General features: G+C 70.2%; 20 protein-coding genes and 1 pseudogene. 11 read left to right on the forward strand and 10 right to left on the reverse strand.

What is annotated here, in order from left to right:
* Positions 1 to 89 precede the first annotated feature (89 nt).
* From rpmG to H9L41_RS02950, 3 genes are all read right to left on the reverse strand, one after another.
* On the reverse strand, positions 90 to 257 hold the full coding sequence (gene rpmG, locus H9L41_RS02940; RefSeq protein ID WP_028445582.1) for a 50S ribosomal protein L33: 168 nt from the start codon (positions 255 to 257) through the stop codon (positions 90 to 92).
* Positions 258 to 274: 17 nt separating this feature from the next.
* Complete coding sequence (gene rpmB / locus H9L41_RS02945; RefSeq protein ID WP_028445583.1) at positions 275 to 508, reverse strand: 50S ribosomal protein L28; 234 nt, start codon at positions 506 to 508, stop codon at positions 275 to 277.
* Positions 509 to 961: 453 nt separating this feature from the next.
* Positions 962 to 1,693 carry a substrate-binding periplasmic protein gene (locus H9L41_RS02950; protein ID WP_051318871.1) on the reverse strand — a complete coding sequence of 244 codons (732 nt, stop codon included), beginning with the start codon at positions 1,691 to 1,693 and terminating at the stop codon, positions 962 to 964.
* A 186-nt stretch (positions 1,694 to 1,879) separates the two neighbouring features.
* Here H9L41_RS02950 and H9L41_RS02955 point away from each other — a divergent pair, with 186 nt between their 5' ends.
* The 5 genes from H9L41_RS02955 to H9L41_RS02975 all read left to right on the forward strand — a co-directional run bounded on the left by H9L41_RS02955 (position 1,880) and on the right by H9L41_RS02975 (position 9,022).
* On the forward strand, positions 1,880 to 3,883 hold the full coding sequence (locus tag H9L41_RS02955; protein ID WP_028445584.1) for a UvrD-helicase domain-containing protein: 2,004 nt from the start codon (positions 1,880 to 1,882) through the stop codon (positions 3,881 to 3,883).
* Positions 3,884 to 4,021: 138 nt separating this feature from the next.
* Positions 4,022 to 5,902: an arginine decarboxylase gene (gene speA / locus H9L41_RS02960; protein ID WP_028445585.1), complete on the forward strand. Its 1,881-nt coding sequence runs from the start codon at positions 4,022 to 4,024 to the stop codon at positions 5,900 to 5,902.
* 341 nt (positions 5,903 to 6,243) lie between these two features.
* A complete protein-coding gene (locus tag H9L41_RS02965; RefSeq protein ID WP_028445586.1) occupies positions 6,244 to 7,677 on the forward strand; it encodes a LutB/LldF family L-lactate oxidation iron-sulfur protein in 1,434 nt (477 codons plus the stop codon).
* Entirely contained in the window at positions 7,674 to 8,330 is a 657-nt protein-coding gene (locus tag H9L41_RS02970; protein ID WP_028445587.1) for a LutC/YkgG family protein, read from the forward strand. The genes H9L41_RS02965 and H9L41_RS02970 overlap by 4 nt, the downstream gene beginning before the upstream one ends.
* Positions 8,331 to 8,389: 59 nt before the next feature.
* Positions 8,390 to 9,022 carry a LysE family translocator gene (locus H9L41_RS02975; protein ID WP_028445588.1) on the forward strand — a complete coding sequence of 211 codons (633 nt, stop codon included), beginning with the start codon at positions 8,390 to 8,392 and terminating at the stop codon, positions 9,020 to 9,022.
* 327 nt (positions 9,023 to 9,349) lie between these two features.
* On the opposite strand, the gene H9L41_RS02980 is transcribed toward H9L41_RS02975, so the two are convergent.
* The 4 genes from H9L41_RS02980 to H9L41_RS02995 all read right to left on the reverse strand — a co-directional run bounded on the left by H9L41_RS02980 (position 9,350) and on the right by H9L41_RS02995 (position 14,148).
* Positions 9,350 to 10,489 carry an imelysin family protein gene (locus tag H9L41_RS02980; RefSeq protein WP_028445589.1) on the reverse strand — a complete coding sequence of 380 codons (1,140 nt, stop codon included), beginning with the start codon at positions 10,487 to 10,489 and terminating at the stop codon, positions 9,350 to 9,352.
* 59 nt (positions 10,490 to 10,548) lie between these two features.
* Entirely contained in the window at positions 10,549 to 11,943 is a 1,395-nt protein-coding gene (locus tag H9L41_RS02985) for a di-heme oxidoreductase family protein (RefSeq protein WP_028445590.1), read from the reverse strand.
* A gap of 91 nt (positions 11,944 to 12,034) precedes the next feature.
* A complete protein-coding gene (locus tag H9L41_RS02990; RefSeq protein ID WP_028445591.1) occupies positions 12,035 to 13,177 on the reverse strand; it encodes an imelysin family protein in 1,143 nt (380 codons plus the stop codon).
* Between the two features lie 110 nt (positions 13,178 to 13,287).
* Complete coding sequence (locus tag H9L41_RS02995) at positions 13,288 to 14,148, reverse strand: hypothetical protein (RefSeq protein WP_028445592.1); 861 nt, start codon at positions 14,146 to 14,148, stop codon at positions 13,288 to 13,290.
* A gap of 250 nt (positions 14,149 to 14,398) precedes the next feature.
* Here H9L41_RS02995 and H9L41_RS03000 point away from each other — a divergent pair, with 250 nt between their 5' ends.
* The gene (locus tag H9L41_RS03000; RefSeq protein ID WP_028445593.1) at positions 14,399 to 16,027 is read left to right on the forward strand and encodes a methyl-accepting chemotaxis protein; all 1,629 of its coding nucleotides are present in this window, start codon (positions 14,399 to 14,401) and stop codon (positions 16,025 to 16,027) included.
* 322 nt (positions 16,028 to 16,349) lie between these two features.
* On the opposite strand, the gene H9L41_RS03005 is transcribed toward H9L41_RS03000, so the two are convergent.
* The 3 genes and pseudogenes from H9L41_RS03005 to fur form a co-directional block, all read right to left on the reverse strand.
* Positions 16,350 to 16,994, reverse strand: a complete 645-nt coding sequence (locus H9L41_RS03005; protein WP_308419577.1) for an arginyltransferase — start codon at positions 16,992 to 16,994, stop codon at positions 16,350 to 16,352.
* 79 nt (positions 16,995 to 17,073) lie between these two features.
* Positions 17,074 to 17,804 (reverse strand): annotated as a pseudogene (gene aat / locus H9L41_RS25995) (leucyl/phenylalanyl-tRNA--protein transferase).
* Positions 17,801 to 18,241, reverse strand: coding sequence for a ferric iron uptake transcriptional regulator (gene fur, locus H9L41_RS03015; RefSeq protein WP_028445596.1), 441 nt, complete (start codon positions 18,239 to 18,241; stop codon positions 17,801 to 17,803). Before fur ends, aat begins: the two are co-directional and overlap by 4 nt.
* Before the next feature lie 99 nt (positions 18,242 to 18,340).
* Between fur and H9L41_RS03020 the strand changes: the two genes are divergently transcribed.
* The 5 genes from H9L41_RS03020 to H9L41_RS03040 all read left to right on the forward strand — a co-directional run bounded on the left by H9L41_RS03020 (position 18,341) and on the right by H9L41_RS03040 (position 24,680).
* A complete protein-coding gene (locus H9L41_RS03020) occupies positions 18,341 to 18,739 on the forward strand; it encodes an outer membrane protein assembly factor BamE (RefSeq protein WP_034606554.1) in 399 nt (132 codons plus the stop codon).
* Complete coding sequence (dapB, locus tag H9L41_RS03025; RefSeq protein WP_034606556.1) at positions 18,736 to 19,542, forward strand: 4-hydroxy-tetrahydrodipicolinate reductase; 807 nt, start codon at positions 18,736 to 18,738, stop codon at positions 19,540 to 19,542. Before H9L41_RS03020 ends, dapB begins: the two co-directional genes overlap by 4 nt.
* Before the next feature lie 155 nt (positions 19,543 to 19,697).
* The gene (rraA, locus tag H9L41_RS03030; RefSeq protein ID WP_028445598.1) at positions 19,698 to 20,177 is read left to right on the forward strand and encodes a ribonuclease E activity regulator RraA; all 480 of its coding nucleotides are present in this window, start codon (positions 19,698 to 19,700) and stop codon (positions 20,175 to 20,177) included.
* Between the two features lie 44 nt (positions 20,178 to 20,221).
* Positions 20,222 to 22,870, forward strand: a complete 2,649-nt coding sequence (locus tag H9L41_RS03035; RefSeq protein ID WP_028445599.1) for an IPT/TIG domain-containing protein — start codon at positions 20,222 to 20,224, stop codon at positions 22,868 to 22,870.
* A gap of 178 nt (positions 22,871 to 23,048) precedes the next feature.
* Entirely contained in the window at positions 23,049 to 24,680 is a 1,632-nt protein-coding gene (locus tag H9L41_RS03040; RefSeq protein WP_028445600.1) for a response regulator, read from the forward strand.
* Positions 24,681 to 24,846 lie beyond the last annotated feature (166 nt).

Consider the following 24,846-nt stretch of genomic DNA (forward strand, 5'->3'; position numbering starts at 1 on the left):
CGATCATCGCGTGGCGGCCGGAAAAACAAAACCCCCGCACGAAGCGGGGGCTTGCGAGAATGCCGGGAATACCGCGGCTCAAGTGTCGGTTACTTGAGCTTGGTTTCCTTGTAGGCAACATGCTTGCGGACGACGGGATCGAACTTCTTGATCTCCATCTTTTCCGGCATGGTGCGCTTGTTCTTGGTGGTGGTGTAGAAATGACCGGTACCTGCGGTCGATTCCAGCTTGATCTTTTCGCGAGCGCCTTTAGCCATGGCTGCGTGCTCCTAGATTACAGTTCGCCGCGGGCGCGGAGATCGGCCAGCACCACTTCGATGCCGACCTTGTCGATGGTGCGCAGGGCGGCGTTCGAAACGCGCAGACGCACCCAACGGTTTTCGCTTTCGACCCAGAACTTGCGGTATTGCAGGTTGGGCAGGAAACGACGCTTGGTCTTGTTGTTGGCGTGGGAAACATTGTTCCCGACCATCGGCCGCTTGCCGGTGATCTTACATACACGAGCCATGATGGACTCCCGACTGATTCTCTGAAGATTCTTGGTAAAAGTAAGCCCGTCGTGCGGCGAGAACGCAACGCTACGACACGCTCGGAAACGCAAAGAGGCCGCACTATAGCCACTGGGCAAGGTGTTGTCAAACGACGGTGGCCTTGTTTATCACGGGCTTAGAGCCTGTTCACGATCTTTTCGCCGCAGCGCCGGGCCGGAAAAGGGCCCGGCACAAGGCGGGCGACGCCGGCCATAACCGGTTATGGCCAAGGAGCCCAACGCCGTGAATGGCCCTTTTCCGGCCCGGCCCTTCGAGTTCGGGGCATTGCCGGATAGCGGGCAGGGCGCAAGCCGCGCCGCGGTACGAGTACCGCAAGCGGCTTGTAACGCCGGCCGCTGCCGGCAATGCCCCGAGCGCTGCGGCGAAAAGATCGTGGACAGGCTACTTACATCGCGCGGGCCGCCGGCGGGCTAGTCGGGGATCTTGTACTTGGCGCGGATGCGCGCGACCGTGGCCTTTTCCTTGACCAGGAATTCGTCGAACTGGCGCAGCACGTCGGCATGCTTGCGCGTCGACAGGCTGAAGCCGCTGCGGCTCAGCGGCAGCGCGTCGTCGAGCACCAGCGCGCCGGGCTTCTTGAGCTCGCCCAGGTGGTAGTCGGCCACCACGGTGGCGATATAGATGCCGTCGACGCGCTGATTGAGGCTCAGCTGGATCAGCGCGTCGAAGGTGTTGCTCTCGGTGACCGCGATCGCCTTGCGGTTGATCGCGTCGAGGTAGGGCCAGGGCGTGAAGCCGCGCATGGTGCCGATCGACTTGACCGCGGCCAGCGGCTTGCCCTTGGCCGCCGCCGGCATCATCAGGCCTTCGGTGATGGTGATCGCCGGCTGGCTGTAGCTCAGCGTCTTGCCCTTCTTGAGATCGGGCGCCCATTGCGCGTTGTCGGGGAACTTGAAGTCGAGCGTGTCGGCGTTGAGGAATTCGTCGAACAGCCGCGCCACCGGCAGCGGCCGGTAGCTCAGCGTATGGCCGTACTTGGAGGCGAAGGCGTCGAGCAGCTCGCGTGCATAGCCGCTGTACTGGCCGTTTTCGCCGCGGTAGACCGGCTGGTAGTCGATGGCTTCGACGCCGACGGTGTAGCTGCCGGCCCAGAGCGTGCCGCTGGCCAGGGCGGCAAGGCCGGCGAGGAGGATGGAGCGCATGGGGATCTGTCCTTTGAGTGAGGGCAAGGTGCCATAGCTTTCTAGTCCAAACCGGCGCGGCGTGCCCGGTAACCTTACCAGCGGCCGGCGCGCTGCCGGGCTGGCCGGCCCGCAGTGGTAGAATCCGCACTCCCGTCCCCACCGGCGCGCGCGTTCGGCGCGCGCCGATCGCGAAGTCCGCCCGCCATGCTGCACAAGCTTAATCCGCCGCAACAAGCCGCCGTCCGCCATCTCGACGGGCCCCTCCTGGTGCTGGCCGGCGCGGGCTCGGGCAAGACCCGGGTGATCACCCAGAAGATCGTCTACATGATCGAGCAGGCCGGCTACGATCCGCGCCATATCGCGGCGATCACCTTCACCAACAAGGCGGCGCGCGAGATGCAGGAGCGCGTCGGGCACCTGACCGACCCGGCCCGGCTCAAGGGCCTGACGGTGTCGACCTTCCATTCGCTCGGCTTGCAGCTGGTCCGCATCGAGCACGCGGCGCTCGGCTACAAGCAGCGCTTCTCGATCCTCGATGCGGCCGATGCCGCCAAGATCATCTCCGACCAGCTCGGCACCACCGACAAGCAGGAGATCCGCAACGCGATCGGCGCGATCTCGCGGCTGAAGAACGACTTCATCAGCCCCGACGCCGCCATCGCCCAGGCCCAGGACGACGGCGAACTGCGGCTGGCGCGCGTCTACCGCGCCTACCAGGACACGCTGTTCGCCTACCAGGCGGTCGATTTCGACGACCTGATCCGGCTGCCGGTCGAGCTGTTCGAACGCGAGCCCGACATCCTGACCAAGTGGCAGCTCAAGCTGCGCTACCTCTTGATCGACGAATACCAGGACACCAACGTCTGCCAGTACAAGCTGGTCAAGCAGCTGACCGGCTTCCACGGCAAGTTCACCGCGGTGGGCGACGACGACCAGTCGATCTATGCCTGGCGCGGCGCCAACGTGGAGAACCTCTACCTCCTGAAGGAGGATTTCCCCAGCCTCGAGGTGATCAAGCTCGAGCAGAACTACCGTTCGACCAGCCGCATCCTCAAGGCCGCCAACGCGGTGATCGCCAACAACCCCAAGCTGTTCGAGAAGCAGCTGTGGAGCGAGCTCGGCATCGGCGATCCGATCAGCGTGGTCGAGATGAAGGACGAGGAGCACGAGGCCGAGATGGTGGCGATGCGCCTCCTGGCCCACAAGTTCGAGCACCGCACCAACTTCAGCGACTACGCGATCCTCTACCGCGGCAACCACCAGGCCCGCACCATCGAGACGCAGTTGCGCAACCACAAGATCCCCTACCAGATCGCCGGCGGCCAGAGTTTCTTCGAGCATGCCGAGATCAAGGACGTGCTCGGCTACCTGCGGCTGATCGCCAACGCCAAGGACGATCCGGCCTTCATCCGCGCGGTGACCACGCCCAAGCGCGGCGTCGGCAACGTGACGCTGGAGAAGCTCGGCGGCCTGGCGGCCGAGCGCGGCACGAGCCTGTTCGAAGCGGTGCATCTGCCGAGCTTCGAGACGCTGGTGCAGCCGGCGCAGTACGAATCGCTGCAGACCTTCTGCAACTTCATCGACCGCATCCAGGGCCGCGCCTCGCGCGAGCCGGCCGGCGCGCTGCTCAAGGAATTGCTGGCCGCGATCGAGTACGAGGCCTGGCTGTACGAGACCGAGGAGCCGCGGCCGGCCGAGCGGCGCTGGAAGAACGTGCTCGAGCTGGTGGCCTGGTTCGACAAGCGCGCCGAGGAGAACGGCGACACGCTCAACGACATGACCCAGAAGATCGCGCTGATCACCCTGCTCGAGGGGCGCGACGAGGAGGAGGTCGACGCCGTCCGGATGTCGACGCTGCACGCCTCCAAGGGCCTGGAGTACGGCCACGTGTTCCTGGTCGGCTGCGAGGAGGGCATCCTGCCGCACCAGCAGTCGATCGACGGCGGCATGGTCGAGGAGGAGCGCCGGCTGATGTACGTCGGCATCACCCGCGCCCAGCGCAGCCTGACCATCACCTATTGCGGCAAGCGCAAGCGCGCCGGCGAGTGGGCCATCGTCGAGCCCAGCCGCTTCCTGCTCGAACTGCCGCAGGACGAGATCCGCGTCAGCGGCCGGCTGGCCGGCAAGCGGCACCAGCAGGTCAGCCGCGAGGAGGGCAAGGCCAAGCTGGCCAATCTGTTGGCCGGACTGGGCGGCAAGGGCTCCTGAGCCGCAAATCGTCGTACCGGTTTCATCGAATCCGACAATAATGCGCACCAATCGGTGCCAGGGCCGTCCATCGCCCGGCCACCGCGTGAAATCCCATGAACAACAGGCAGTACCACTGCCGCCCATTGGAGTCCCGCCATGAGCTGGTCCGTCGCGCAGAGCCGCGCAGTCTTCGGTATCCGTCACTGGGGTGCCGGCTATTTCGACATCAACGATGCCGGCCACGTGCTGGTGCGGCCGCACGGCGACGGCGGCAAGGAGCTCGACCTGCACGTGCTGGTCGGCCAGCTCGAGAAGGCCGGCCTCGCGCTGCCCCTGATCGTGCGCTTCCCCGACATCCTGCAGGACCGCGTGCGCGACCTGTGCGGCGCCTTCGACGAGAACATCGCCAAGCTCGGCTACGGCGGCCGCTATACCGCCATGTACCCGATCAAGGTGAACCAGCAGGAAGCGGTGGTGAAGTCCATCATCGCCACCGCCGACGCCGCGATCGGCCTCGAGGCGGGCTCCAAGCCCGAGCTGATGGCGGTGCTGGCGCTGGCGCCGCGCGGCGCGACCATCGTCTGCAACGGCTACAAGGACCGCGAGTTCATCCGGCTGGCGCTGATGGGGCAGAAGCTCGGCCACCGCGTGTTCATCGTGATCGAGAAGGAATCCGAGGTCGAATTCGTCATCGACGAGGCGCGCCGGCTGGCGGTGCAGCCCAATGTCGGCCTGCGCGTGCGGCTGTCGTCGCTGGCCTCGAGCAAATGGGCCGACACCGGCGGCGAGAAGGCCAAGTTCGGCCTGTCGGCGGCGCAGCTGCTGCACGTGGTGCAGCGCTTCGAGGCGGCCGGGCTGAAGGACAGCGTGCGGCTGCTGCACTTCCACATGGGCAGCCAGATCGCCAACCTGGCCGACTACCAGGCCGGTTTCCGCGAGGCGATCCGCTACTACGGCGAGCTGCGCGCGCTGGGCCTGCCGGTCGAGGTGGTCGACGTCGGCGGCGGCCTCGGCGTCGACTACGACGGCACCCACAGCCGCAACCCGAGCTCGATCAACTACGACATGGACGACTACGCCGGCACGGTGGTCGCCATGCTCAAGGAATTCTGCGACGACAACGGCCTGCCGCATCCGAACATCTTCTCCGAGAGCGGCCGCGCCATGACCGCCCACCATGCGGTGCTGGTGATGCAGGTGACCGACGTCGAGCGCCACGACGACGAGGTGCCGCAGGTCGGCGACGTGGCCGCGCTGCCCGAAGTGCTGCGCTGGCTGCTCGAACTGTTGGGCCAGACCGAGCTGGAGATGGCGACCGAGACCTATTACCGCGCCACCCACTACATGAGCGAGGTGTCGGCCAAGTTCGCCGAGGGCAAGCTGACGCTGGCGCAGAAGGCGCTGGCCGAACAGGCCTACTTCGCCATCTGCCGCCGCCTGCAGGGCCAGTTGCTGGCCGGCCAGCGCTCGCATCGCCAGGTGTTCGACGAGCTCAACGACAAGCTGGCCGACAAGTACATCTGCAATTTCTCGGTATTCCAGTCGCTGCCCGACACCTGGGCGATCGACCAGGTGCTGCCGATCCTGCCGCTGCACCGGCTCGACGAGACGCCGACGCGGCGCGCGGTGCTGCAGGACCTGACCTGCGATTCGGACGGCAAGATCAAGCAGTACGTCGACGGCCAGAGCATCGAGACCAATATGGCGGTGCATACGCTCAGGCCCGGCGAGGACTACCTGCTCGGCGTGTTCCTGGTCGGCGCCTACCAGGAAATCCTGGGCGACATGCACAACCTGTTCGGCGACACCGATTCGGTCAACGTCTACATGGCGGCCGACGGCACGGTGCGCCACAGCGGCATCGAGACCCACGACACCATCGAGGACATGCTGCGCTACGTCCACCTCGAGCCGGCCGAGCTGATGACGCACTACCGCGACAAGGTGGCCACCGCTGAGCTCAGCGAGCAGGAGCGGGTCGAGTATCTCGATGCGCTGCGGTTGGGGCTGACGCGCTCGGCTTATCTCGCCGCGTAGAGTTGACCGGCTGCAGGGATGGGATGACTGCGGTTCAGGCGCCCGGGAAACCCGGGTGCTTGCCGGTTGTGCAAGCTGAAACAGCGGCTCGCCCTGTTTCAATCCACCCCTCCCGTCCCCGCCGCCGCGGGAGGCCTCGTTGGCGCTCGTCAGCGACTTTTTGAACCGCTTGAGCAGTTCCTGCACTGCGCACCAGATTCTTCGCGGTTTTGTAGGTCGGAATTTATTCCGACAGCGATGCCCATGTGGCCGCTGCCGGAATGCCCGGTAAAGCGGGCAGGCTCTAAATTCCGACCTACAACTATTTGGGCGGCACGAGCCGCCATCGCCGGAGGACCCGCATGCACCACGACGCCCGCGATTTCGCGCCGGCTGCCCGCGCCAGCCTCGGCGACGCACGCCTTCAGCAGGCGCTGGCGCGCATCCCGATCAAGTTCGTCCAGGGCCGCGCGCGCGCCGCCGACGAGTTCGGCGACTTCGAGGCGCTGCGCGAGGCCGGCCGCCGGGTGCGCGACACGGTGCTGGCCGACCTGGCCGGCTGGCTGGAGAAGTTCGAGGCCGCCGCCGTCGCGCGCGGCGTGCAGGTGCACTGGGCCGAGGATGCCGCCGACGCCTGCCGCATCGTCGCCGACATCGCCCGCGCCGCCGGCTGCCGCCGCGCGGTCAAGTCCAAGTCCATGGTCAGCGAGGAGATCGGCCTCAATGCCGCGCTGGCCGCGGCCGGCGTCGAGGTGGTCGAGACCGACCTCGGCGAATACGTGATCCAGCTCGCCGGCGAGCGGCCCAGCCATATCGTGGCGCCGATCATCCACAAGGACCGCGCCGCGGTGGCCGAGCTGTTCGAGACCCACCATGCCCGCGAGCGGCCCGACCCGGCCTGGCGCGACGACATCGCTGGGCTGACCCGCGAGGCGCGCGAAGAGCTGCGGCCGCGCTTCCTCGCCGCCGACCTCGGCATCAGCGGCGCCAACTTCCTGGTGGCCGAGACCGGCAGCGCGATGATCGTGACCAACGAGGGCAACGGCCGGCTGTGCACCACGCTGCCGCGCGTGCACGTCGCCGTCACCGGCATCGAGAAGGTGGTGCCGACGCTCGACGACGCCGCCACGCTGGTCCGGCTGCTCACCCGCTCGGCCACCGGCCAGCCGATCAGCAACTACGTGTCGATCCTGACCGGCCCGAAGGACGCCGGCGGCGCCGAAGGCCCCGACGAGATGCACGTGGTGCTGCTCGACAACGGCCGCTCGCGCCTCTCGGCCGATCCGGCGCTCAAGCCGATGCTGCGCTGCATCCGCTGCGGCGCCTGCATGAACCATTGCCCGGTCTACCAGGCCATCGGCGGCCATCCCTATGGCTGGGTCTACCCGGGGCCGATGGGCGCGGTGCTGGCGCCGCATCTGCTCGGCCTCGAGGCGGCGCCCGACCTGCCGCAGGCGGCCACGCTGTGCGGCCAGTGCGAGGTGGCCTGCCCGGTCAAGATCCCGCTGCCCGAGATGCTGCGTATGCTGCGCGAGCGCCAGGCCGAGGCCGGCCTGCAGAGCGGGCGCACGCGGCTGGCGTTCCGGCTGTGGGGCGCGTTGGCGCTGCGGCCGAGCCGCTACGCGCGGGTGACCGGCTGGATCGTGCGCGGGCTGCGGCTGTTGGCGCGCGGCGGCCAGTTGCGTGGCCGGAGCGGCTGGTTCAGCGGCCGTACGCTGCCGGCGCCGGCCGGCCGCACCTTCCAGGCGCTGTATGCCGAACGCCAGCGAGCCGCCGGCAAGGAGACGACGCGATGAGCGCACGCGACCGCATCCTCGGCCGGCTGCGCGCGGAGCCGGCCGCCACGGCGCCGGGCGCCGCCGCGTCGGGCGCCGCCGCGTCGGGCGCCGCTGCGTCGGCGCGCCGGCCGGCGCTCTGGCCGGCCGGCCTGCAGCGCGACGAGCCGGTCGCCCGTTTCATCGACCGCGCCGGCCGGCTCGACAGCACGGTGGCGCGCGTCGCCGAGCTGCGCGCGGTACCGCTGGTGGTGGCCAGCTATCTGCAGCGCCACGGTTTGCCTCATGCGCTGGCGTGCTGGCCGGCCTATGCCGGGCTCGACTGGGCCGCGGTCGGCATCCGCGCCGAAACGCGGCCGGCGCGCGCCGACGACCGGGTCGGCCTGACCGGCTGCTTCGCCGCGATCGCCGAGACCGGCACGCTGATGCTGTGCTCGGGGCCGGAGACGCCTGCGGTGACTAGCCTGCTGCCCGAGACCCACCTGGCCATCGTGCCGGCGCAGCGCGTGGTGCGCAGCCTGGAGGAGGGCTTCGCCCGGCTGCGGCGCGAGCTCGGCGCGCCGCCGCGCGCGGTCAACCTGGTGTCCGGGCCGTCGCGCACCGGCGACATCGAGCAGACAATCACCCTCGGGGCGCACGGGCCGTACCGGGTACATCTGCTGGTGGTCGGCTAGGCTGCGGGTCGGCCGGGCGTTCGCGCCGGGCCGCCTCTTCACTGTCCATGGAGCCCGCCATGCCCTCGGTCCACGCGCTGCTGTCCTTCGCCCTCGTCGCCTTCGCCATGGCGATCACGCCGGGTCCGAACATGGCCTACATGGTGTCGCGCGCGCTGTGCCAGGGCCGCCGCGCCGGCTACGTCTCGCTGGCCGGGGTGGCGATGGGCTTCGTGGTCTACATGCTGGCCGCCGCGCTGGGGATCAGCGCGCTGTTGCTGGCGGTGCCGTTGGCCTACGACCTGCTGCGGCTGGCCGGCGTGGCCTACCTGCTGTGGCTGGCGTGGCAGGCGGTGCGGCCGGGCGGCGGTTCGCCGTTCGAAGTGCGCGCGCTGCCGCCCGACGGCGATGGCCGGCTGCTGCTGACCGGCTTCCTGACCAATCTGCTCAATCCGAAGATGCCGGTGCTCTACCTGTCGCTGCTGCCGCAGTTCATCGACCCGGCGCGCGGCCACGTGCTGGCGCAGGGCGTGGTGCTGGGCTGCCTGCAGATCGCGGTCAGCGTCAGCGTGCATCTCACGCTGATCACGCTGGCTGGCCGGGTGGCGCTGTTCCTGGCCGACCGGCCCGTCTTCGCCCGCGTCCAGCGCTGGCTGATGGCGACGGTGCTGGGCGGCATGGCGCTGCGGCTGGCGGCGGATACGCGGCGGTGAGCAGGGGAAGAGGGAAGAAGGAAGGGGGAAGGGGGAAGGGTAACCCGTCCCCTCCCAACCTCCCCCTTGAAGGGGGAGGAGCAGGTCGCGACAACCTCGATGGATTGTGAGCATCCAGGCGTCGTTCGATTTTGCCTCGCCCGCTGCGCCTTCTCCGCCCGGCCCCCTCCCCTTCAAGGGGAGGGCTGGGGTGGGGATGGGGTTACCCTTCCCCCTTCCCCCTTCTCACCTTCCCCCTTCTCACCTTCCCCAGGCAATCAGTGCACTGACAAAAGCAAAAGGGCGAACCCACGGGTTCGCCCTTTTGCTTGAACAGGCCGGCCAAGCTCAATCCCCGTCGCTGTCCTTGAAGCCGATGGTCACGCCGACCGCGTCGGCCACCTGCAGTTCGACCAGCCGCTGCAACCGGCGGATCGAATCGAGCAGTTCCTGCCCCACCGCCGGATTGCGCGCCAGCGCGGTCGCGCTGTCGTCGGGCAGCCTGGCCAGCGCGGCGCGCGCGACGGCGAATTCCTCGTTCAGGTGGCGCGCCAGGATCGGCTTGCCGGCCTGCTCGAGCCGGGCGGCGAAGCTCGGTTCCTTGCCGGACGGCGCGAGGAAGATCTCCTCCAGCGTGCCCAGCGTGGCGGCGAGGCCTGCCTTGGTCTGGTGGCTGCGCCAGGCGTCGAAGTCCTGCCGCGTCGGCTTCTTGGCCAGCTTGCTGCTGCCCAGCCGCGCCACCTTCTTGTCGCGCAGCGCTTCGAAGCTGGCGGCCAGCAGGTTCACCGCCTCCTCGAACGCCTGGCGGCCGGCCTCGTGGTCGAGCGGCTCGGCGGCATAGCTGCGCCAGTCCTTGAGCAGGCCGTCGGTCTCGCTCGCCACGTCGGCGGCCAGCGCGGCGGTGTACTGGCAGCGCTTGCGGAAGTGCAGCCGGCCGAGCTGGGCGCGGGCACGGTCCTCGCCCCACAGCAGGAATTCGAGCGCCGGCAGGCCCTGCGCCGCGGCGCCGACGCTGTCGTCGACCGGCGTCTCGGCGCTGGCCAGCCGCACGGCTTCCTCGACCTTGGGCGTACGGGTCGGCCAGACGTCGATCTGCCAGGCGGTGCGGCGGCTCAGCAGCGGGCCGCTCGGCAGCGCCTCGACGGCGCGCCAGGCGGCATAGGTCTTGATCCAGGCGCCGCGCGCGGCGTCCAGGTTGGACTGGCTCAGCCGCTGGCACAGCGTGGCGCTGCTGTCGCGCAGCGCGGCGGCGGCGGCGGCCAGCGCCTCGATGCGCGGCAGCTGCTGGCGCTGCCAGCCGGCCACGGTGGCGGCGGCGTCGAGCGCGATGGTGTCGCTGGCCGCTGCGGGCGCGGCGGCCGGGGCCGGGGCCGGCGCGGCCGGCGCAGGGGTGGCGGACGCCTGCGGCGCCGGCGGCGGCGGCGTCGGGGCGGCACAGGCGGCGAGCAGGGCCGTCAGTGCGGCGAGGGCGGCGGTTCTGGCTTGCATGCGCGGAATCTCCGGGGAGGGATCGGGGCCTGCCGGCCCCGACGGGATGAGGATGTGCCCTACAGGGACGAGAGGAATTGGACGAGGTTCTCGCGATCCTGCTTCGACAGCTTGAGCACCTGCTGCTTGGCGGCCTCGGCTTCGCCGCCGTGCCACAGCACCGCTTCGAGCAGGTTGCGCGCGCGGCCGTCGTGCAGGTAGCGGCTGTGGCCGTTCACGGCCGGCACCAGCCCGAGGCCCCACAGCGCCGGCGTCTTCCAGTCGCGGCCGCCGGCCTGGTAGTCGGGCCGGCCGTCGGCCAGGCCTTCGCCCATGTCGTGCAGCAGCAGGTCGGTGTAGGGGAAGATCGTCTGCCTGCCCAGCTGCGGCACCGCCTTGAAATCGCCGGTGGTGTAGCGCGGCACGTGGCAGACGGCGCATTGCGACTGGTGGAACAGCTCGCGGCCGCGGCGCACGCGCGGGTCGTCCAGGTCGCGCGCGGCCGGCACCGCCAGCGTGCGGCTGTAGAAGATCACCTGGTCCATCAGGTGATCGGCGATCTCGGGCTTGCCGCCGGTCGGCGCCTTGCGGCAGTCGGCCTGCGCCGCGGTGCATTCCTCGTGCGGGAAGCGGCTCGAGGTGATGCCGATGTCGCCGCCGAAGGCGCCGGCGCTCTGGTGCGCCACGCTGCCGGTATTGGCCTTCCAGCCGTAGCGGCCGATCACCATGCGGCGCGCGTAGGCGTCCCACACCATGTTGATGCGGCCCTTGATCGGGCCGTCGAGCGCGGCCTGGCGGCGCACGTTGGCCTCGATGTCGGCGGGCTTGATCGCCTCGATCAGGCCCAGGCCGATCATCTGCGGCGCGATGCGCGGCGACATCATGGTCTCCGGGTGCATCGGGCCGTAACCGAGGTCGACCAGCTCGTACTTCGGCTTGAGCAGGGTGTAGCGCTCGCCGTCGGCGAAGCGGCCCTCGATCTCCTGGTAGGCGATATTGACCTGGCCCTCGGGCTTCACGTCGGGGATCGCGTCGTTGTTGAACTGGCCGCCGTAGGTCGGCTCGGGCTTGGGGCCGCCGTGGGCGTCGCGGCCCGGGATCGACAGCCGGAACAGGAGGCCGACCGGCTGCTCGGACTGCAGGTCGTTGTCGAAGGCCGGCGGCTTGCCGCGGCCGTCCTCGGTATGGCAGCCGCCGCAGGAGCGGGCGATGAAGTGCGGGCCGAGGCCGTCGCGGCCTTCGGTCGAGGACGGCGCCTCCACCCAGTTCTTCTTGAAGAAGGAATTGCCGACCACGAAGGTGGTGCGCTGCCGGTCGCTCAGATTGGCGGCCGGGTAGGAAAACGCATTCTTGCCGAAGTCGAAGGTGGTGGTGGCGCCGCCGGGCAGCTTCTCGGCGGGATCGAACTCGGGTACCAGCGCGAGGCCGGTGGCGGTGGCCGCAGCGGCGGCGAACAGGAACAGCAGGGTCTTCATGACTTCCAGCAAGCAAGAAGGGCATGGCGCGTCGGCCATGCCCCGGTGGGGTTCGCGGCGGGCAGGGGCGGGGCTCGGCCCGCCGCGGCGATCAGACGCTGGTGTTGAGCTTCTTGATGCCCAGCGCCTTGGCGGCGTTCACCACGTCGCCGGCCTGCTTCTTGAGGGCGTCGATGGTAGCACGCACGCGCTGGCGGCCCGGCGCGTTGTTCTTGCCGGCGATCTCCTGGTCGAACGGGGCCTGGATTTCGCCCGCCAGCTTGACCGAGTTGGCGATGTCGGCGCTGGTCTTCTCGGCCAGCTTGGCGTCCTTGGCGGCGACCAGCTCGCGCAGGCTCGGGCCGCTGACCACGCTGCCGTCGGCGCGCTTGAAGCGGCCTTCCCACACGTTCTGGATGCCGGTCGCGTTGGCGACCACGTCGCGGTGGGTGTTGTCCGAGAAGCAGCTGTGCTCGTCTTCCTGGGCCTTGGAGGCCAGCGCGACCTCCATGCGCTCGCCGGCCAGCTCGCCGCGCGACAGCGTGCCGATGCCGGTCAGGATCTTCTGCAGCGCATCCTTGTCGGCGACGAACTTGGCGCGGTAGTTGGACGCGTTGGGCGCCCAGGCCTGGGCCACGGTCGCCAGGTCGTCGACCAGCAGGTCGGTCACGATCTTGAGGTAGGTGCGGCGGCGGTCGGCGTTGGGCGCCTTGCCGTCGACGAAGTCGGTGTAGGCGCGCGCGCCCGGGCCGTCCTTGGACAGATCCTGGCCCCACAGCAGGAATTCGATCGCGTGCCAGCCGGTGCTGATGTTCTCCTCGCCGCCCTTCTCGTTGAGGCCGGCCAGCGCTTCGCGCGTCAGCTTGGTCTTGGGGTTGTTGATGATGCCGGCGCGGGGCTTGCCCTTGACGTAGTCGACGTAGGCCTCGTCCATCGGCCAGGCGTTGATGCGGCCTTCGGGGCCGTCGTCGGAATCGATCGGGCCGGCGTAGAAGCGGAACGCCTCGGTCTGGCCGTACCACTCGCGCGCGTCGAGCCAGCTCTGGCGCGCCGCCTTCAGGGTGTCTTCGCTCGGCGCCGCGAGGAAGGCGTCGACCGCCGCCTGCAGCTTCTTGGCGCCGCCGAGGGCGTCCTGGTAGCTGGCCTCGACCAGGGTGGCGTAGTGGCCGGCCACGTCGGCGGGCGTCACTTCGGCGCGGGCGACCAGGCTGCCGGCGAGGGCGGCGGCGATCAGGGTGAGGCGGAGGGCTTTCATTGCTGTTCTTCCTCGAGTGGGCAAATAGTCAGGATGACAACCGAAAATACTAATGTTAATGCGAATGGTTATCAAGTTGGCGCTGATGCGAGGCTTGCGGCGGCTCGCTGCTACCGGACCAGCAGCCAGCCCGCGGCGAAGCAGGCCAGGCCGGCCAGCACGGTGCGCAGCGCGCGGCGCCACCAGCGCGGCCGGTGGCCGGCGGCGACGTAGTGCACCAGGCCGGCGCCGAGCAGGCTCGGCGCGAGCTGCCAGCTCGATGCGACCAGCCAGCACGGCCAGGCCACCGCGGCCACGCCGGCGGCGAAGCCGGCCGCCGCCCGCAGCGCGGCCATCAGCGCCCAGCCGGGTGCCGGCGCGGCGAGGCCGAGCCGTGCGGCCTGCGCCGGCGTGAGGCGGTCCGGCCGGCTCGCCAGCCGTTCCGCTTCGGCGCGGGCGGCGGCATAGTCGGCCGCACCGGCGCCTTCATCGGCCACCAGCAGCGCGGCCAGGCCGAGCGCGGCCTCGCTCGGCGTCCGCTGCGCTGCGACGGCGGCATGGTCGGCGGCCAGCGCCCGGTCGGCCCGGCGCCGCTCGCGCCAGACCAGCGTGCCGCCGACCGTGGCGCCGGCCAGCGCCAGCACGATCAGCAGCAGTTGCCGGCTGGCGTTGAGGCTGCCCAGGCCGAGCAGCACGGCGTCGAGGCAGAGCGCCACCATGGCGGCCTCCTCGGCCTGGCGCGCGGCGGCCGGCCGGCCCTGGCCGCGATAGGGCTGCAGGCCGGCCAGGCCCAGCGCGGCGGCCAGCGGCAGCCACAGCCCGCCGAAGCGGCCGCGCAGGCAGCGGGCCAGCGTGCGGACGAGCGGGCCGGGCCGCGGTTCGGCCGGCAGCCGGGCGGCGATCTCGAGATGCCACCACTGGCGCGGTGTGCCCGAGGCGGCGTCGGCCAGCGCGAGGTGGAGGTGGCGGGCATGAGAAGGGGCGAGCGGCACGGGCGGAAGCTATAAACGTCTAGGAACGGCGCCGTGGCCGGATGGCGTGCGGCGGCGGCGTAGCATGCCGCCTGCCGGTACCGGCCGACAAGCGGCGGCGGAATCGGGCGCCACAGCCGACTGACGACGGCTATTGATTTAAATATAAAATATTTCGTCGAGGCGATTTCCGGGCATGCTCGATCCTTGGCTGCCCGCATCGATGTCCCGGCGGACGGCGCCGTGGGAATCCTGTTCATAGGAGGTCTGCATGAAACAACTCTCGATCAAGCTCCGCCTGCTGCTGCTCGGTGCGATCGCCATGGCGATCCTGCTGGCGGTCGGCCTGGTCGGTTTCGTCGGCAGCCGCAACCTGGTGGCCGCGATGGAACAGTCGAACCGCATCGTCGGCGTGCTGCGCAACCAGACCGAGGCGGACATGATGCACGACGCGATCCGCGCCGACGTGCTCAACCTGTTCCGGCTGATGGCCCAGCCCAGCCAGTCGGCCGACGAGTTCAAGGCGGTGCACGCCGATCTGGCCGATCACCTCGACAATTTCAACCGGCTGATCGGCGAGAACGACCGCGCCGAGCTGCCGCCGCCGCAGCGCGCGGCGCTCGATGCGCTGAAGCCGGACCTGGAGGCCTACGTGCGGCAGGCGAAGGAGGTCTCGGCCAAGTTCGAGGCGCGTGCGGCCGATGCCGACCAGGCCTTCCAGGCCTTCGCGGCCAGCTTCGAGAAGCTCGAGGGCAGCATGGAGAAGTTCAGCGAGCTGATCGAGCGCGACGCGCATGCCCATGGCGATGCCCAGGCCGCGGCCACCCAGCGCGAACAGGCCATCGTGCTGGCGGTGATCGGCATCGGCGCGGCGCTGCTGTTCGGCGCGGTGTGGTGGATCGCCGGCAGCATCACGGGCCCGCTGGCCGACATCCGCGATTTCCTGCAGCGCATCGGCGGCGACCTGACGCGCAAGCTGCCCGACTACGGCCGCAACGAGATCGGCGACACCGCGCGCTCGGTCAACCGCATGATCGAGGCGCAGGCCCACACCATCCGGCTGATCCGCGACGCGGTGGGCAGCGTGGCCAGCGTGTCCGATTCGCTCAAGGCGCGCGCCGGCGACACCAGCCAGCAGGCCGACCAGGCCAGCGAACGCGCCGCCCGCATCGGCGCGGCGGCCGAGGAGCTGTCGGTGGCGGTGCAGGACGTCTCGCGCAATATCCAGCGCACCGCCGAGCGAGCCCACGAGGCGGCGGCGACCGCACGCGATGCCCAGGCCGCGATGGCGCGCTCGCAGGCGGCCGGCGAGCGGCTGACCGAGGCGACGCGGCAATCGGCCGCGCTGATCGAGCAGCTCGGCGACGCGGCCGGCCAGATCGATTCGGTGGCCGGCACCATCCGCGAGATCGCCGACCAGACCAATCTGCTGGCGCTGAATGCCGCGATCGAAGCGGCGCGCGCCGGCAGCGAGGGCCGCGGCTTCGCGGTGGTGGCCGACGAGGTGCGCAAGCTGGCCGAGCGTACCGCGCAGTCGACCGCCAGCATCGCGCGCATGACCGAGCAGATCGGCAGCGTGACCGCCTCGGCGGCGCGGGCGATGGGCGAGGTGACCGAAGGCGTGCGCGCCGGCGCCGGCGAAGTGGCCAACGCCATGGTCGGCCAGGACGCGATCGTGAAGGGCACCGGCGAGATGCGCGAGCTGGCGACCGAGATCGCCGACACCACGCGCGGCCAGGCCGCCTCGGTCGAGGAGACCGCGATCGGCATGGCCGAGATCGGCGAACGCATCGAAGCGGCCGCCGGCGCGATGCGCGCGATCGACGCCGGGGTGGAACAGCTGCTCGGGGTGGTCAACGATCTGCGCCAGCACGTGGCGCATTTCCAGGTGGGGACGTGACGAACAGATGGGCCTGGGCCATCGACGATCGTGCTGAAGCGTCTGCATGGCGCTTCACTTCAAACACGGCGGCGCTGGTAACCGGCATGAGCGTAGCGATATGCCTAACCGCCGGTTCGACGCAGAGCGAACGAGCGCCAGCGAGGCTCCCTCTGGACCACCCCACAAAGTCTTCGACTTTGCGGGGACCCCGGTGGCGGCGAGGGCGGGGGAGTAGGGATGAATCAGGGGCGACCGCTGTTTCAGTCGGTTCCGACCTCGAACATCCGGCTACGCCGGATGCCGCACTGCAGATCGGATCGCACCGATGGTGCAAAGCCCGTCAAGGAAGCCGCAGCGGCCGCCACACCCCGTCGATCAGGCCTTCGATCGGCTTGAAGCTGGTCTTGTAGGCCATCTTGCGGCAGGCGCCGATCCAGTAGCCGAGGTAGACGTAGGGCAGGCCCAGCTGCCGCGCCAGCTCCACCTGCCACAGGATGTTGTAGGTGCCGTAGCTGGTGCCGGCGTCGTCGGGCTCGAAGAAGGTGTAGACCGAGCTCAGCCCGTCCGACAGCCGGTCGACCAGGCTGACCATCTTGACCGCGTCGCCCTGGCGGAACTCCGCCAGGAAGCTGTCGACCTGGCTCTTCAGGATGAAGTTCTCGTATTGCTCGCGGCTGTCCTCGTCCATGCCGCCGCCGGCGTGGCGGCTCTTCTGGTAGCGGTGGTAGAGCTGGTAGTGGGCGTCGCGGTATTCGAGCGGCAGCATCGTCACCGTCAGGTCGCCGTGGCGTTTCCAGGTGCGGCGCTGGGTGCGGTCGGGCGCGAAGTCGGCCACCTGCAGCCGCACCGGCACGCAGGCGCGGCACTGGTCGCACCAGGGCCGGTAGGTGAACAGGCCGCTGCGGCGGAAGCCGTTGCGCACCAGCTGGCTGTAGATGTGGGTGTCGATCAGCTCGGCCGGGATCGCCACCTGCGAGCGCGCCATGTGGTCGTCGAGGTAGCTGCACGGGTAGGGGCCGTGGCATAGAACTGGAGCCGGATCAGGCGGCTGTCGTTCGGATGGCTCAACTGCTTGCTCCTGTCGTGGCGGGCCGGGCCGGTTCGCCGTGCGCGGCGTAGCGCCAGCGGCCGGGCGCGGCGTCGGCGGCCACCAGCGGCCGCAGCCGCGCGAGGAAGTCGGCGCGGTCGAGCTCGCGGCCGCCGAAGCGGGCCAGGTGGCGGGTGGCCATCTGGCAGTCGATCATGCCGAAGCCGGCCTGCTCGAGCCAGCGCACCAAGTGGACGAAGGCCAGCTTGGAGGCGTCGGGCCGCAGCGCGAACATCGATTCACCGTAGAACATCCGGCCGATGGCGACACCATAGAGTCCGCCCGCCAGCTCGCCGTCCATCCAGCATTCGGCACTGTGGCCCAGCCGAGTTCGTGCAGCCGGCAATAGGCGTCGACCATCTCGGGCACGATCCAGGTGCCGTCCTGGCCCGGCCGGGGCGTCGCGGCGCAGCGTTCCATCACGGTGCGGAACGCGCTGTCGAAGCGTACTTCGTAGGGCTTGTGGCGCAGGTTCTTGATCAGCGAGCGGCCGACGTGCAGCTCGGCCGGGATCAGCACCATGCGCGGGTCGGGGCTCCACCACAGGATCGGTTCGCCCGGCGCGAACCAGGGGAAGATGCCGTGGCGATAGGCCAGCAGCAGCCGCTCGGGCACCAGGTCGCCGCCGGCGGCCAGCAGGCCGTTGGGCTCCGCCAGCGCCGTCTCGACCGGCGGGAACTGCAGCGCGCGGCCGAGCCAGGGGATCATTGCGCCTTCAGCTTGCCGGCCAGCCGGGTCCGGCAGTCGCCGCACACGCCGTACAGGTACATCGCGTGGTCCTGGATCAGGAAGCCGTGCTCCTCGGCGATGGCGTCCTGCCGCTTCTCGATCTCGACGTCGTAGAACTCCTCGACCTTGCCGCACTTCACGCAGACCAGGTGGTCGTGGTGGCCGCCCTGGTTCAGTTCGAACACCGCCTTGCCCGATTCGAAATGGTGGCGGACCAGGAGGCCGGCCTGTTCGAACTGGGTCAGCACGCGGTAGACGGTGGCGAGGCCGACGTCGTCGTGCTCGTCCAGCAGCATGCGGTAGACGTCTTCGGCGCTCAGGTGGCGCTGGTCGCTGATCTCGAACAGATTGAGGATCTTCAGGCGGGGGCCGGTGGCCTTCAGGCCGGCATCCTTGAGGTCGCTTGCTTTGCTCATCGTGGGCGTCCCGGAAACAGTGTTTGCAAGCTATGATACGGCACTTTGCGCGGCAAGCCGCAGTCTCAAGCCCCCTACGTCCAGGTTTCCAGCCCCTCCATGCGCCCCCTGCTGATCGCCTTCCTGCTCGCCGGCCTGTCGGCCTGCAGCTATCTCACCCCGTACAAGCTCGACGTGCCGCAAGGCAATGCCATCACCGCCGACCAGGTCGCCAAGCTCAAGCTGGGCATGACGCGCGCGCAGGTCCGTTTCGTCCTGGGGACGCCGCTGCTGGCCGACACTTTCCATGCCAACCGCTGGGACTACGTGTTCTTCGACAGCAAGCGCGGCGAATTGCAGCAGAGCAAGCGCTACCACGTGCTGTTCGACGGCGACCGGGTGATCGGCATGGGCGGCGACACGCTGCCGGCCGATGCGCGCATCACCGAGCAGGCGCCCGAGGATCCGCGCGCCGCGGCCAAGGCCAACCAGCCCAAGGGCCAGGGGCCGGGCCGATGAGCGCGCTGCGGATCGCCATCGCCGGCACTTCGGGCCGCATGGGGCGCGTGCTGATCGAGACCGTGGCGGCGCACGACGACTGCGTGCTGGCGGTGGCGCTCGACCGCGACGGCGCGGCCAGCCTGGGCCAGGACGCCGGCCTGCCGCTGGGCCGGGTCACCGGGGTGGCGGTGCGCAGCGATTTCGAGGCCGCGCTGGCCGAGGCCGACGTATTGATCGACTTCACCCGGCCCGAGGGCACGCTGGCCCACCTGGCCGCCTGCCGCCGCCACGGCGTCAAGCTGGTGGTCGGCACCACCGGTTTCGACGAGGCCGGCCGCGCCGCGCTGCGCGAGGCGGCGGCCGACATCGGCATCGTGTTCGCGCCCAATATGAGCGTCGGCGTGAACCTCACCTTCAAGCTGCTGGAAATGGCCGCCAAGGTGCTGTCCAGCGGCTACGACATCGAGATCGTCGAGGCGCATCACCGCCACAAGGTCGACGCGCCGTCCGGCACCGCGCTGCGCATGGGCGAAGTGGTGGCCGATGCGCTCGGCCGCGACCTGGCCGAATGCGCGGTCTACGGCCGCGAGGGCGTGACCGGCGCGCGCGACCCGTCGACCATCGGCTTCGCCACCGTGCGCGGCGGCGACGTGGTCGGCGACCATACGGTGATGTTCATGGCCGACGGCGAACGCGTCGAGATCAGCCACAAGGCTTCGAGCCGCGCCACCTTCGCCCAGGGCGCGGTGCGCGCCGCGCGCTGGCTGCGCGACCGGCCGGCCGGGCTGTACGACATGCAGGACGTGCTGGGGCTGCGCTGAGCGGTGCTCTGCGCGGGCAGGCCGGACGGGGAGCGCAGGCTCCCCGTTTTCGTTGCCGGGTGTAATTGCCGGCCGAACGCTCTAAGCTCGGGTCTATGCCGGCTGCATCGCGCACAGCCCGACCCCTTCCGATCCCCTCGCACAGGAGCGCTGCCATGACCTTCCACACCACCGATCTCTGCGACGACCACGGCGACCGCGTCCAGGTGGCCGATCCGCTGTTCCGCCATTTCGGCCGCCGCGTCCGCTTCGCCGGGCCCGTCGCCACGCTCAAGGTGTTCGAGGACAACTCGCTGGTGCGCAGCGCGCTCGAGACCGCCGGCCACGGCCGCGTGCTGGTGATCGACGGCGGCGGCAGCACGCGCTGCGCGCTGGTCGGCGGCCAGCTCGGCGAGCTGGCGGTGCAGAACGGCTGGTCCGGCATCGTGGTGTGGGGCTGCGTGCGCGACACGGTCGAGCTCGACGTCCAGGAGGTCGGCATCCGCGCCATCGGCACCCACCCGCGCAAGAGCGTGAAGCGCGGCGAAGGCACGCGCGACGGCGTGCTGCAGTTCGCCGGCGTGCGCTTCGTGCCGGGCCACTGGCTGTATGCCGACGAGGACGGCATCGTCGTCGCGCCCGAACCGCTGTTCTGAGCGGTGATCTCCTCTTTTCCGCCGACCTTTCCGGAGCCTGCGCCATGATCCGCCTGCTGCTCGCCCGCCTGGGCTGCTGCCTCGTCCTTCTCGTCCTGGCGGCCTGCGGCGGCGGCGGAGGGGGCGGCGACGGCGGCGCGACGCAGGCCGCCGCGCTGGCCATCACCGCCGTCAGCCCGCAGAGCGCTGCGCCCGGCGCCACGCTGACGGTGAGCGGCAGCGGCTTCTCGCGCGTCACTTCAGTGCGGCTCGGCAGCGATGCCGCCGCGTTCGTGCGCCAGTCCGACAGCAGCCTGACCGTGGTCGTGCCGGCCCAGGCGGTCAGCAGCGCGCTCGAATTGTCCGGCGGCGGCAGCGCGGTGGTGTCGTCCTTCAGCGTGACGGTGACCGCCGCCACGGTGACCGCGATCGAGCCGGCCCAGGTGGCGGCCGGCGGGCGGGTGGTGCTGCGCGGCAGCTTTCTCGACGGCGTGACCGCCGCGAGGCTCGGCACGGTGACGCTGCCCATCGTCGCCCGCGCGGCCGACCAGCTGACCGTCGACGTGCCGGCCGAGGCGCTGAGCGGCACGCCGGTGCTGACCGGCGCCGGCGGCCAGGAACGCGTGGCGCGCGTCGCGCTGACGGTGCTGCAGCCGGTGCGCGTCGATGCCGCCAGCCCGGCCGCCGGCATCGTCGGCAGCAGCCTCGTCCTGACCGGCAACGGCCTCGACCGCGTGCAGCAGGTGCTGTTCGGCAGCCTCGGCGCAGCGCCGGGCAGTGCGCAGAACGGCAGCCTGAGCGTGGCGGTGCCGGCCGGGCTGGCGCCCGGCAACTACCCCTTGAGCCTGCGCACGCTGCAGGGCGACACGCTGGCGCTGGCGCAATCGTTCCGCGTCGCCGCCGCGATCACGGTCGGCGCGATGAGCCCGGCCTACGGCCTGGCCGGCACGGTGGTCACCATCACGGGCAGCGGCCTCGACGAAGTGCGCGGCATCACGCTCAACGGCGGCGCCGTCGCCATCGCGGCCGGCCGCAGCGCCGGCCAGCTGCGCTTCACCGTGCCGGCCGGCGCCAGCAGCGGCGCGGTGCTGCTGCTGTCCGATTCGCAGCCGGCGGTGACGGCCGGCGGCTACGCGGTCAGCGCCGCGCCGCCGCCGACGGTGGCGCGCATCGATTTCGCCCAGAGCTATTCGCAGCAGGCCGGCGACGCCTACCAGCGGCTGGTGCCGAACAAGCCGGTGCTGGTGCGCGCCTACGTGCTCGGCAGCGTGGCCGGCACGCCCAATCCGGGCGTGACGCTGCTGGTGCGCAACGGCAGCGGCGCGACGGTGGCCAGCCTGCCGATGAGCGGGCCGGCCACGCTGCCGACCGCGGCGCAGCCCTACAGCCTGGCGCAGACCTTCAACGTCACGCTGACCGCGGCGCAGGTGCCGAGCGGCTTCAACGTCACGGTGGTGCCGCTGGTCGGCAATCCGCTCGGCGCCACGCCGGCGATGGGCCTGCCGACCAATCTCAAGCTCACCCTGGTGCGGCTGCAGGCCGGCAGCAGCACCGCGGCGGCGTTCGACACCGCCACCGTGCGCGGCCACCTGGTGCGCGCGCTGCCGCTGGCCGACGCCGCGGTCGAGGTGACGGCGCGCGCCGGCAGCTACCACCTGACCCGCCTCAACGCGCCGCCGACCGATTTCTCCGACTGGCAGACCATCCTCGACGAGGTCGACGAGCTGCGCCGCAACGAGGCGCCAGCGCGCCACTACTTCGGCATCGTGCCCAAGCCCAACCTGTCGGGCGCCCAGACCGTCGGGCTCGGCTACGTCAACCAGCTGGGCCAGCCGCGCTTCGCCACGGCGGTCGGCATCGAGGCCGGCGGGCCGGGCGATCACTATTCGACCATGCTGCACGAGCTGGGCCACAACTTCGGCCGCAGCCATTCGCCGTGCAGCAACGTGGTCGACCCCGATCCGTCCTACCCCTACGCCGGCGGCCTGCTCGGCAGCGCGCCGCTGTTCGACGGCACGCAGGGCACGCTGGCCGACCCGTCGGGCCAGGCCGACCTGATGGGCTATTGCGCCGCCAGCTGGTTCGCCGACTACAACTACCGCGGCACGCAGACCTATCTCGAGTCGAACACCTATGCCCAGGTGCTCGGCGCGCCGGCCGAGACCGACCTCCTGGTGATCCGCGGCCGTATCGGCCCTGACGGCGTGCGCTTCGCGCCGGTCGCGGCGATGCGCGGCCAGCCCGACTACAGCGCCGGCGGCAGCCACCTGCTGCGCCTGGCGCTGGCCGACGGCAGCGTGCGCGAGCAGCCGGTGCGCATGGTCGAGGTGGCCGATGGCGCGCCGGGCACGCGCGCGTTCCGCGTCGCGCTGCCGTATCCGGGGGCGCTGGCGGGGCTTTCGCTGCTGAAGGACGGCGTCGCGCTGCCCGACGCCGACCGCGCCGCAGCCAGCCGGGCAGGCGCCGGCCCGGTGGCGCCGCCGCAGGTCGACTGGCGCGAGGCGGGTGGCACGCTGCGGCTGAGCTGGAACGCGGCCGCCTATCCGCGGCTGACGGTGGTCCACGTCGGCGCCGAGCGCCGCGTGCTGGCGGCCGGCCTGACCGGCGGCAGCGCCGGCGTGGCGCTGGACGGCGTGCCGGCGGGCGGACGGTTCGAGTTCGCGCTGGCGCGGGAGCTGGATGCGCGCTTGCTGCAGGTGAATCGCGAAAAGTGAAACGTGAAACGTGGAGCTGCCGCTGCGCGGCGGTGAGTTTGGGTGCGGCTGTGCCGTACGTATTCGGGTGCCGCGAAGCGGCGAAATCCACGTTTCACATTTCACGGTTCACATTTCACGCGCCGCACAGCGGCGCCTCACCTAACATGAACCCATCCCCGCCCCGCCACCCGGTCCCATGCAGCGCACCCTCTCCGCCCTGATCGCCGATCCGTCCTCCGCCGTGCGCATGTCGCTGCGCACCATCCTGCAGAGCTTCGACGTCGGCCGCATCGATACCGCCTCGACCGTGGCCGAGGCGCGGCGGCGGCTGCTCGACGGCAAGTACGACATCGTGCTGTGCGAATACCACTTCGATGCCGACGAGACCGGCCAGGACCTGCTCGAGGAGCTGCGCGAGAAGAAGGCGCTGCCGCTGTCGACCATCTTCATCATGGTCACCGGCGAATCGAGCTATCCGCGCGTGGTCGGCGTGGCCGAGGAGACGCCCGACGACTACATGCTCAAGCCGGTGCAGTCGGGCGCGCTGGCCGAGCGCATCGAGAAGGCCTTCCTGCGGCGCGAGGCGCTGATGGACATCTACGAGGCGCTGCACGTGCGCGACTACACGCTGGCGCTGCGCACCGCCCAGCAGATGATGGCGCTGAAGACGCCCTACATCACCGACATCGCCAAGCTGTCGGCCAACATCCTCTACCGGCTCGGCCGCTACAACGAGTCGGCCGCCATGTACAAGCGCATCCTGGCCGCGCGCAACCCGGCCTGGGCCAAGCTGGGCCTGGCCCGGGTGGCGCTCAAGCAGGGCGACAAGGCGACCGCCGAGGCCGCCATGGTCGACATCCTCAGCCAGCACCTGCGCTACCTGCCGGTCTACAACGCGCTGGTCGATCTCTACCTGTCGGACGAGCGCTACGCCGAGGCGCTCGAGGTGACCGAGCAGGCGGTGAAGATCACCCCGCGCAGCCTGCAGCGGCTGCAGAAGGCCGGCCAGCTGGCCTGGAGCCTGGGCGACACCGCCAAGGCGGCCGACTACCTGGGCCGGGCGGTCAAGCTCAACGGCCGCGCGCTCGATCTCGACTTCCGCTCGCTGTTCCACCTTGCGCTACTGCAGTTCGACGCCGGCCAGACGCCCGACGCCTCCAGCCTGGTCAAGCAGATGGCGGCCAAGCACAAGGAAGAGCCGATCGCCGCCGACGGCCGCCGCGGCGAGTGGTACGGCGAACTGGCGGTGGCGATGGAATCGATCGCGCGGCGCGAGCCGCTGGCGGCGATCGACATCCTGCGCAAGCTGTCGGGCCATTGGGATGCGCCCGATTTCAACCTCGAATTCGCGCTCGACTTCTTCACCGTGATCGACCGGCTCTACGCCGACGACATCGCCACCACGCTGGCCGAGTGGCTGCGGCCGATCGCGCTGCGCTTCGATACCGGCCGCCATGCGCACGAGCTGCTGGCGCAGCGCGTGGCCGGCCGGCCGCGGCTCCTGGAGCTGGTCGAGGCCGCCGGCGAGCACATCTCGGCGGTGGCCAACCAGGCCGCCCAGCAGATGGTGGAGAGCAACTTCCGCGCGGCCAGCGAGGGCCTGGTCACCGAGGGCCTGATGAGCCGCAACAACCGCCTGCTCGGCGCCGCCGCCAACGCCGCGGCCAAGAGCTACGAGGCCTACCGCGAGATGAGCTTCCGCCAGCAGGCCGAGACCTGCCTCGCGCTGATGATGCCGCCGGACGAGGTGCTGACGCGGCGACTGCGCACGCAGCTCAACGAGCCACTGAATGATCCGCTGCGCGGTTCAGGTGAAAACCCCGTGTGAAACGTGAAAGGTGAAACGTGGGGCTGCCGCTGCGCGGCAACGGGTTAAGGTGCGGCTGTGCCGCACGAATCCGAGCTGCCGCGCAGCGGCGAAACCCACGTTTCACATTTCACGTTTCACCTTTCACAAGTTTTCTGGAACTTTCCCCCACGCTCGCCCGAATACG

Source organism: Chitinimonas koreensis (genome assembly GCF_014353015.1).
In the GTDB taxonomy this organism is placed as follows: Bacteria; Pseudomonadota; Gammaproteobacteria; order Burkholderiales; family Chitinimonadaceae; genus Chitinimonas; species Chitinimonas koreensis.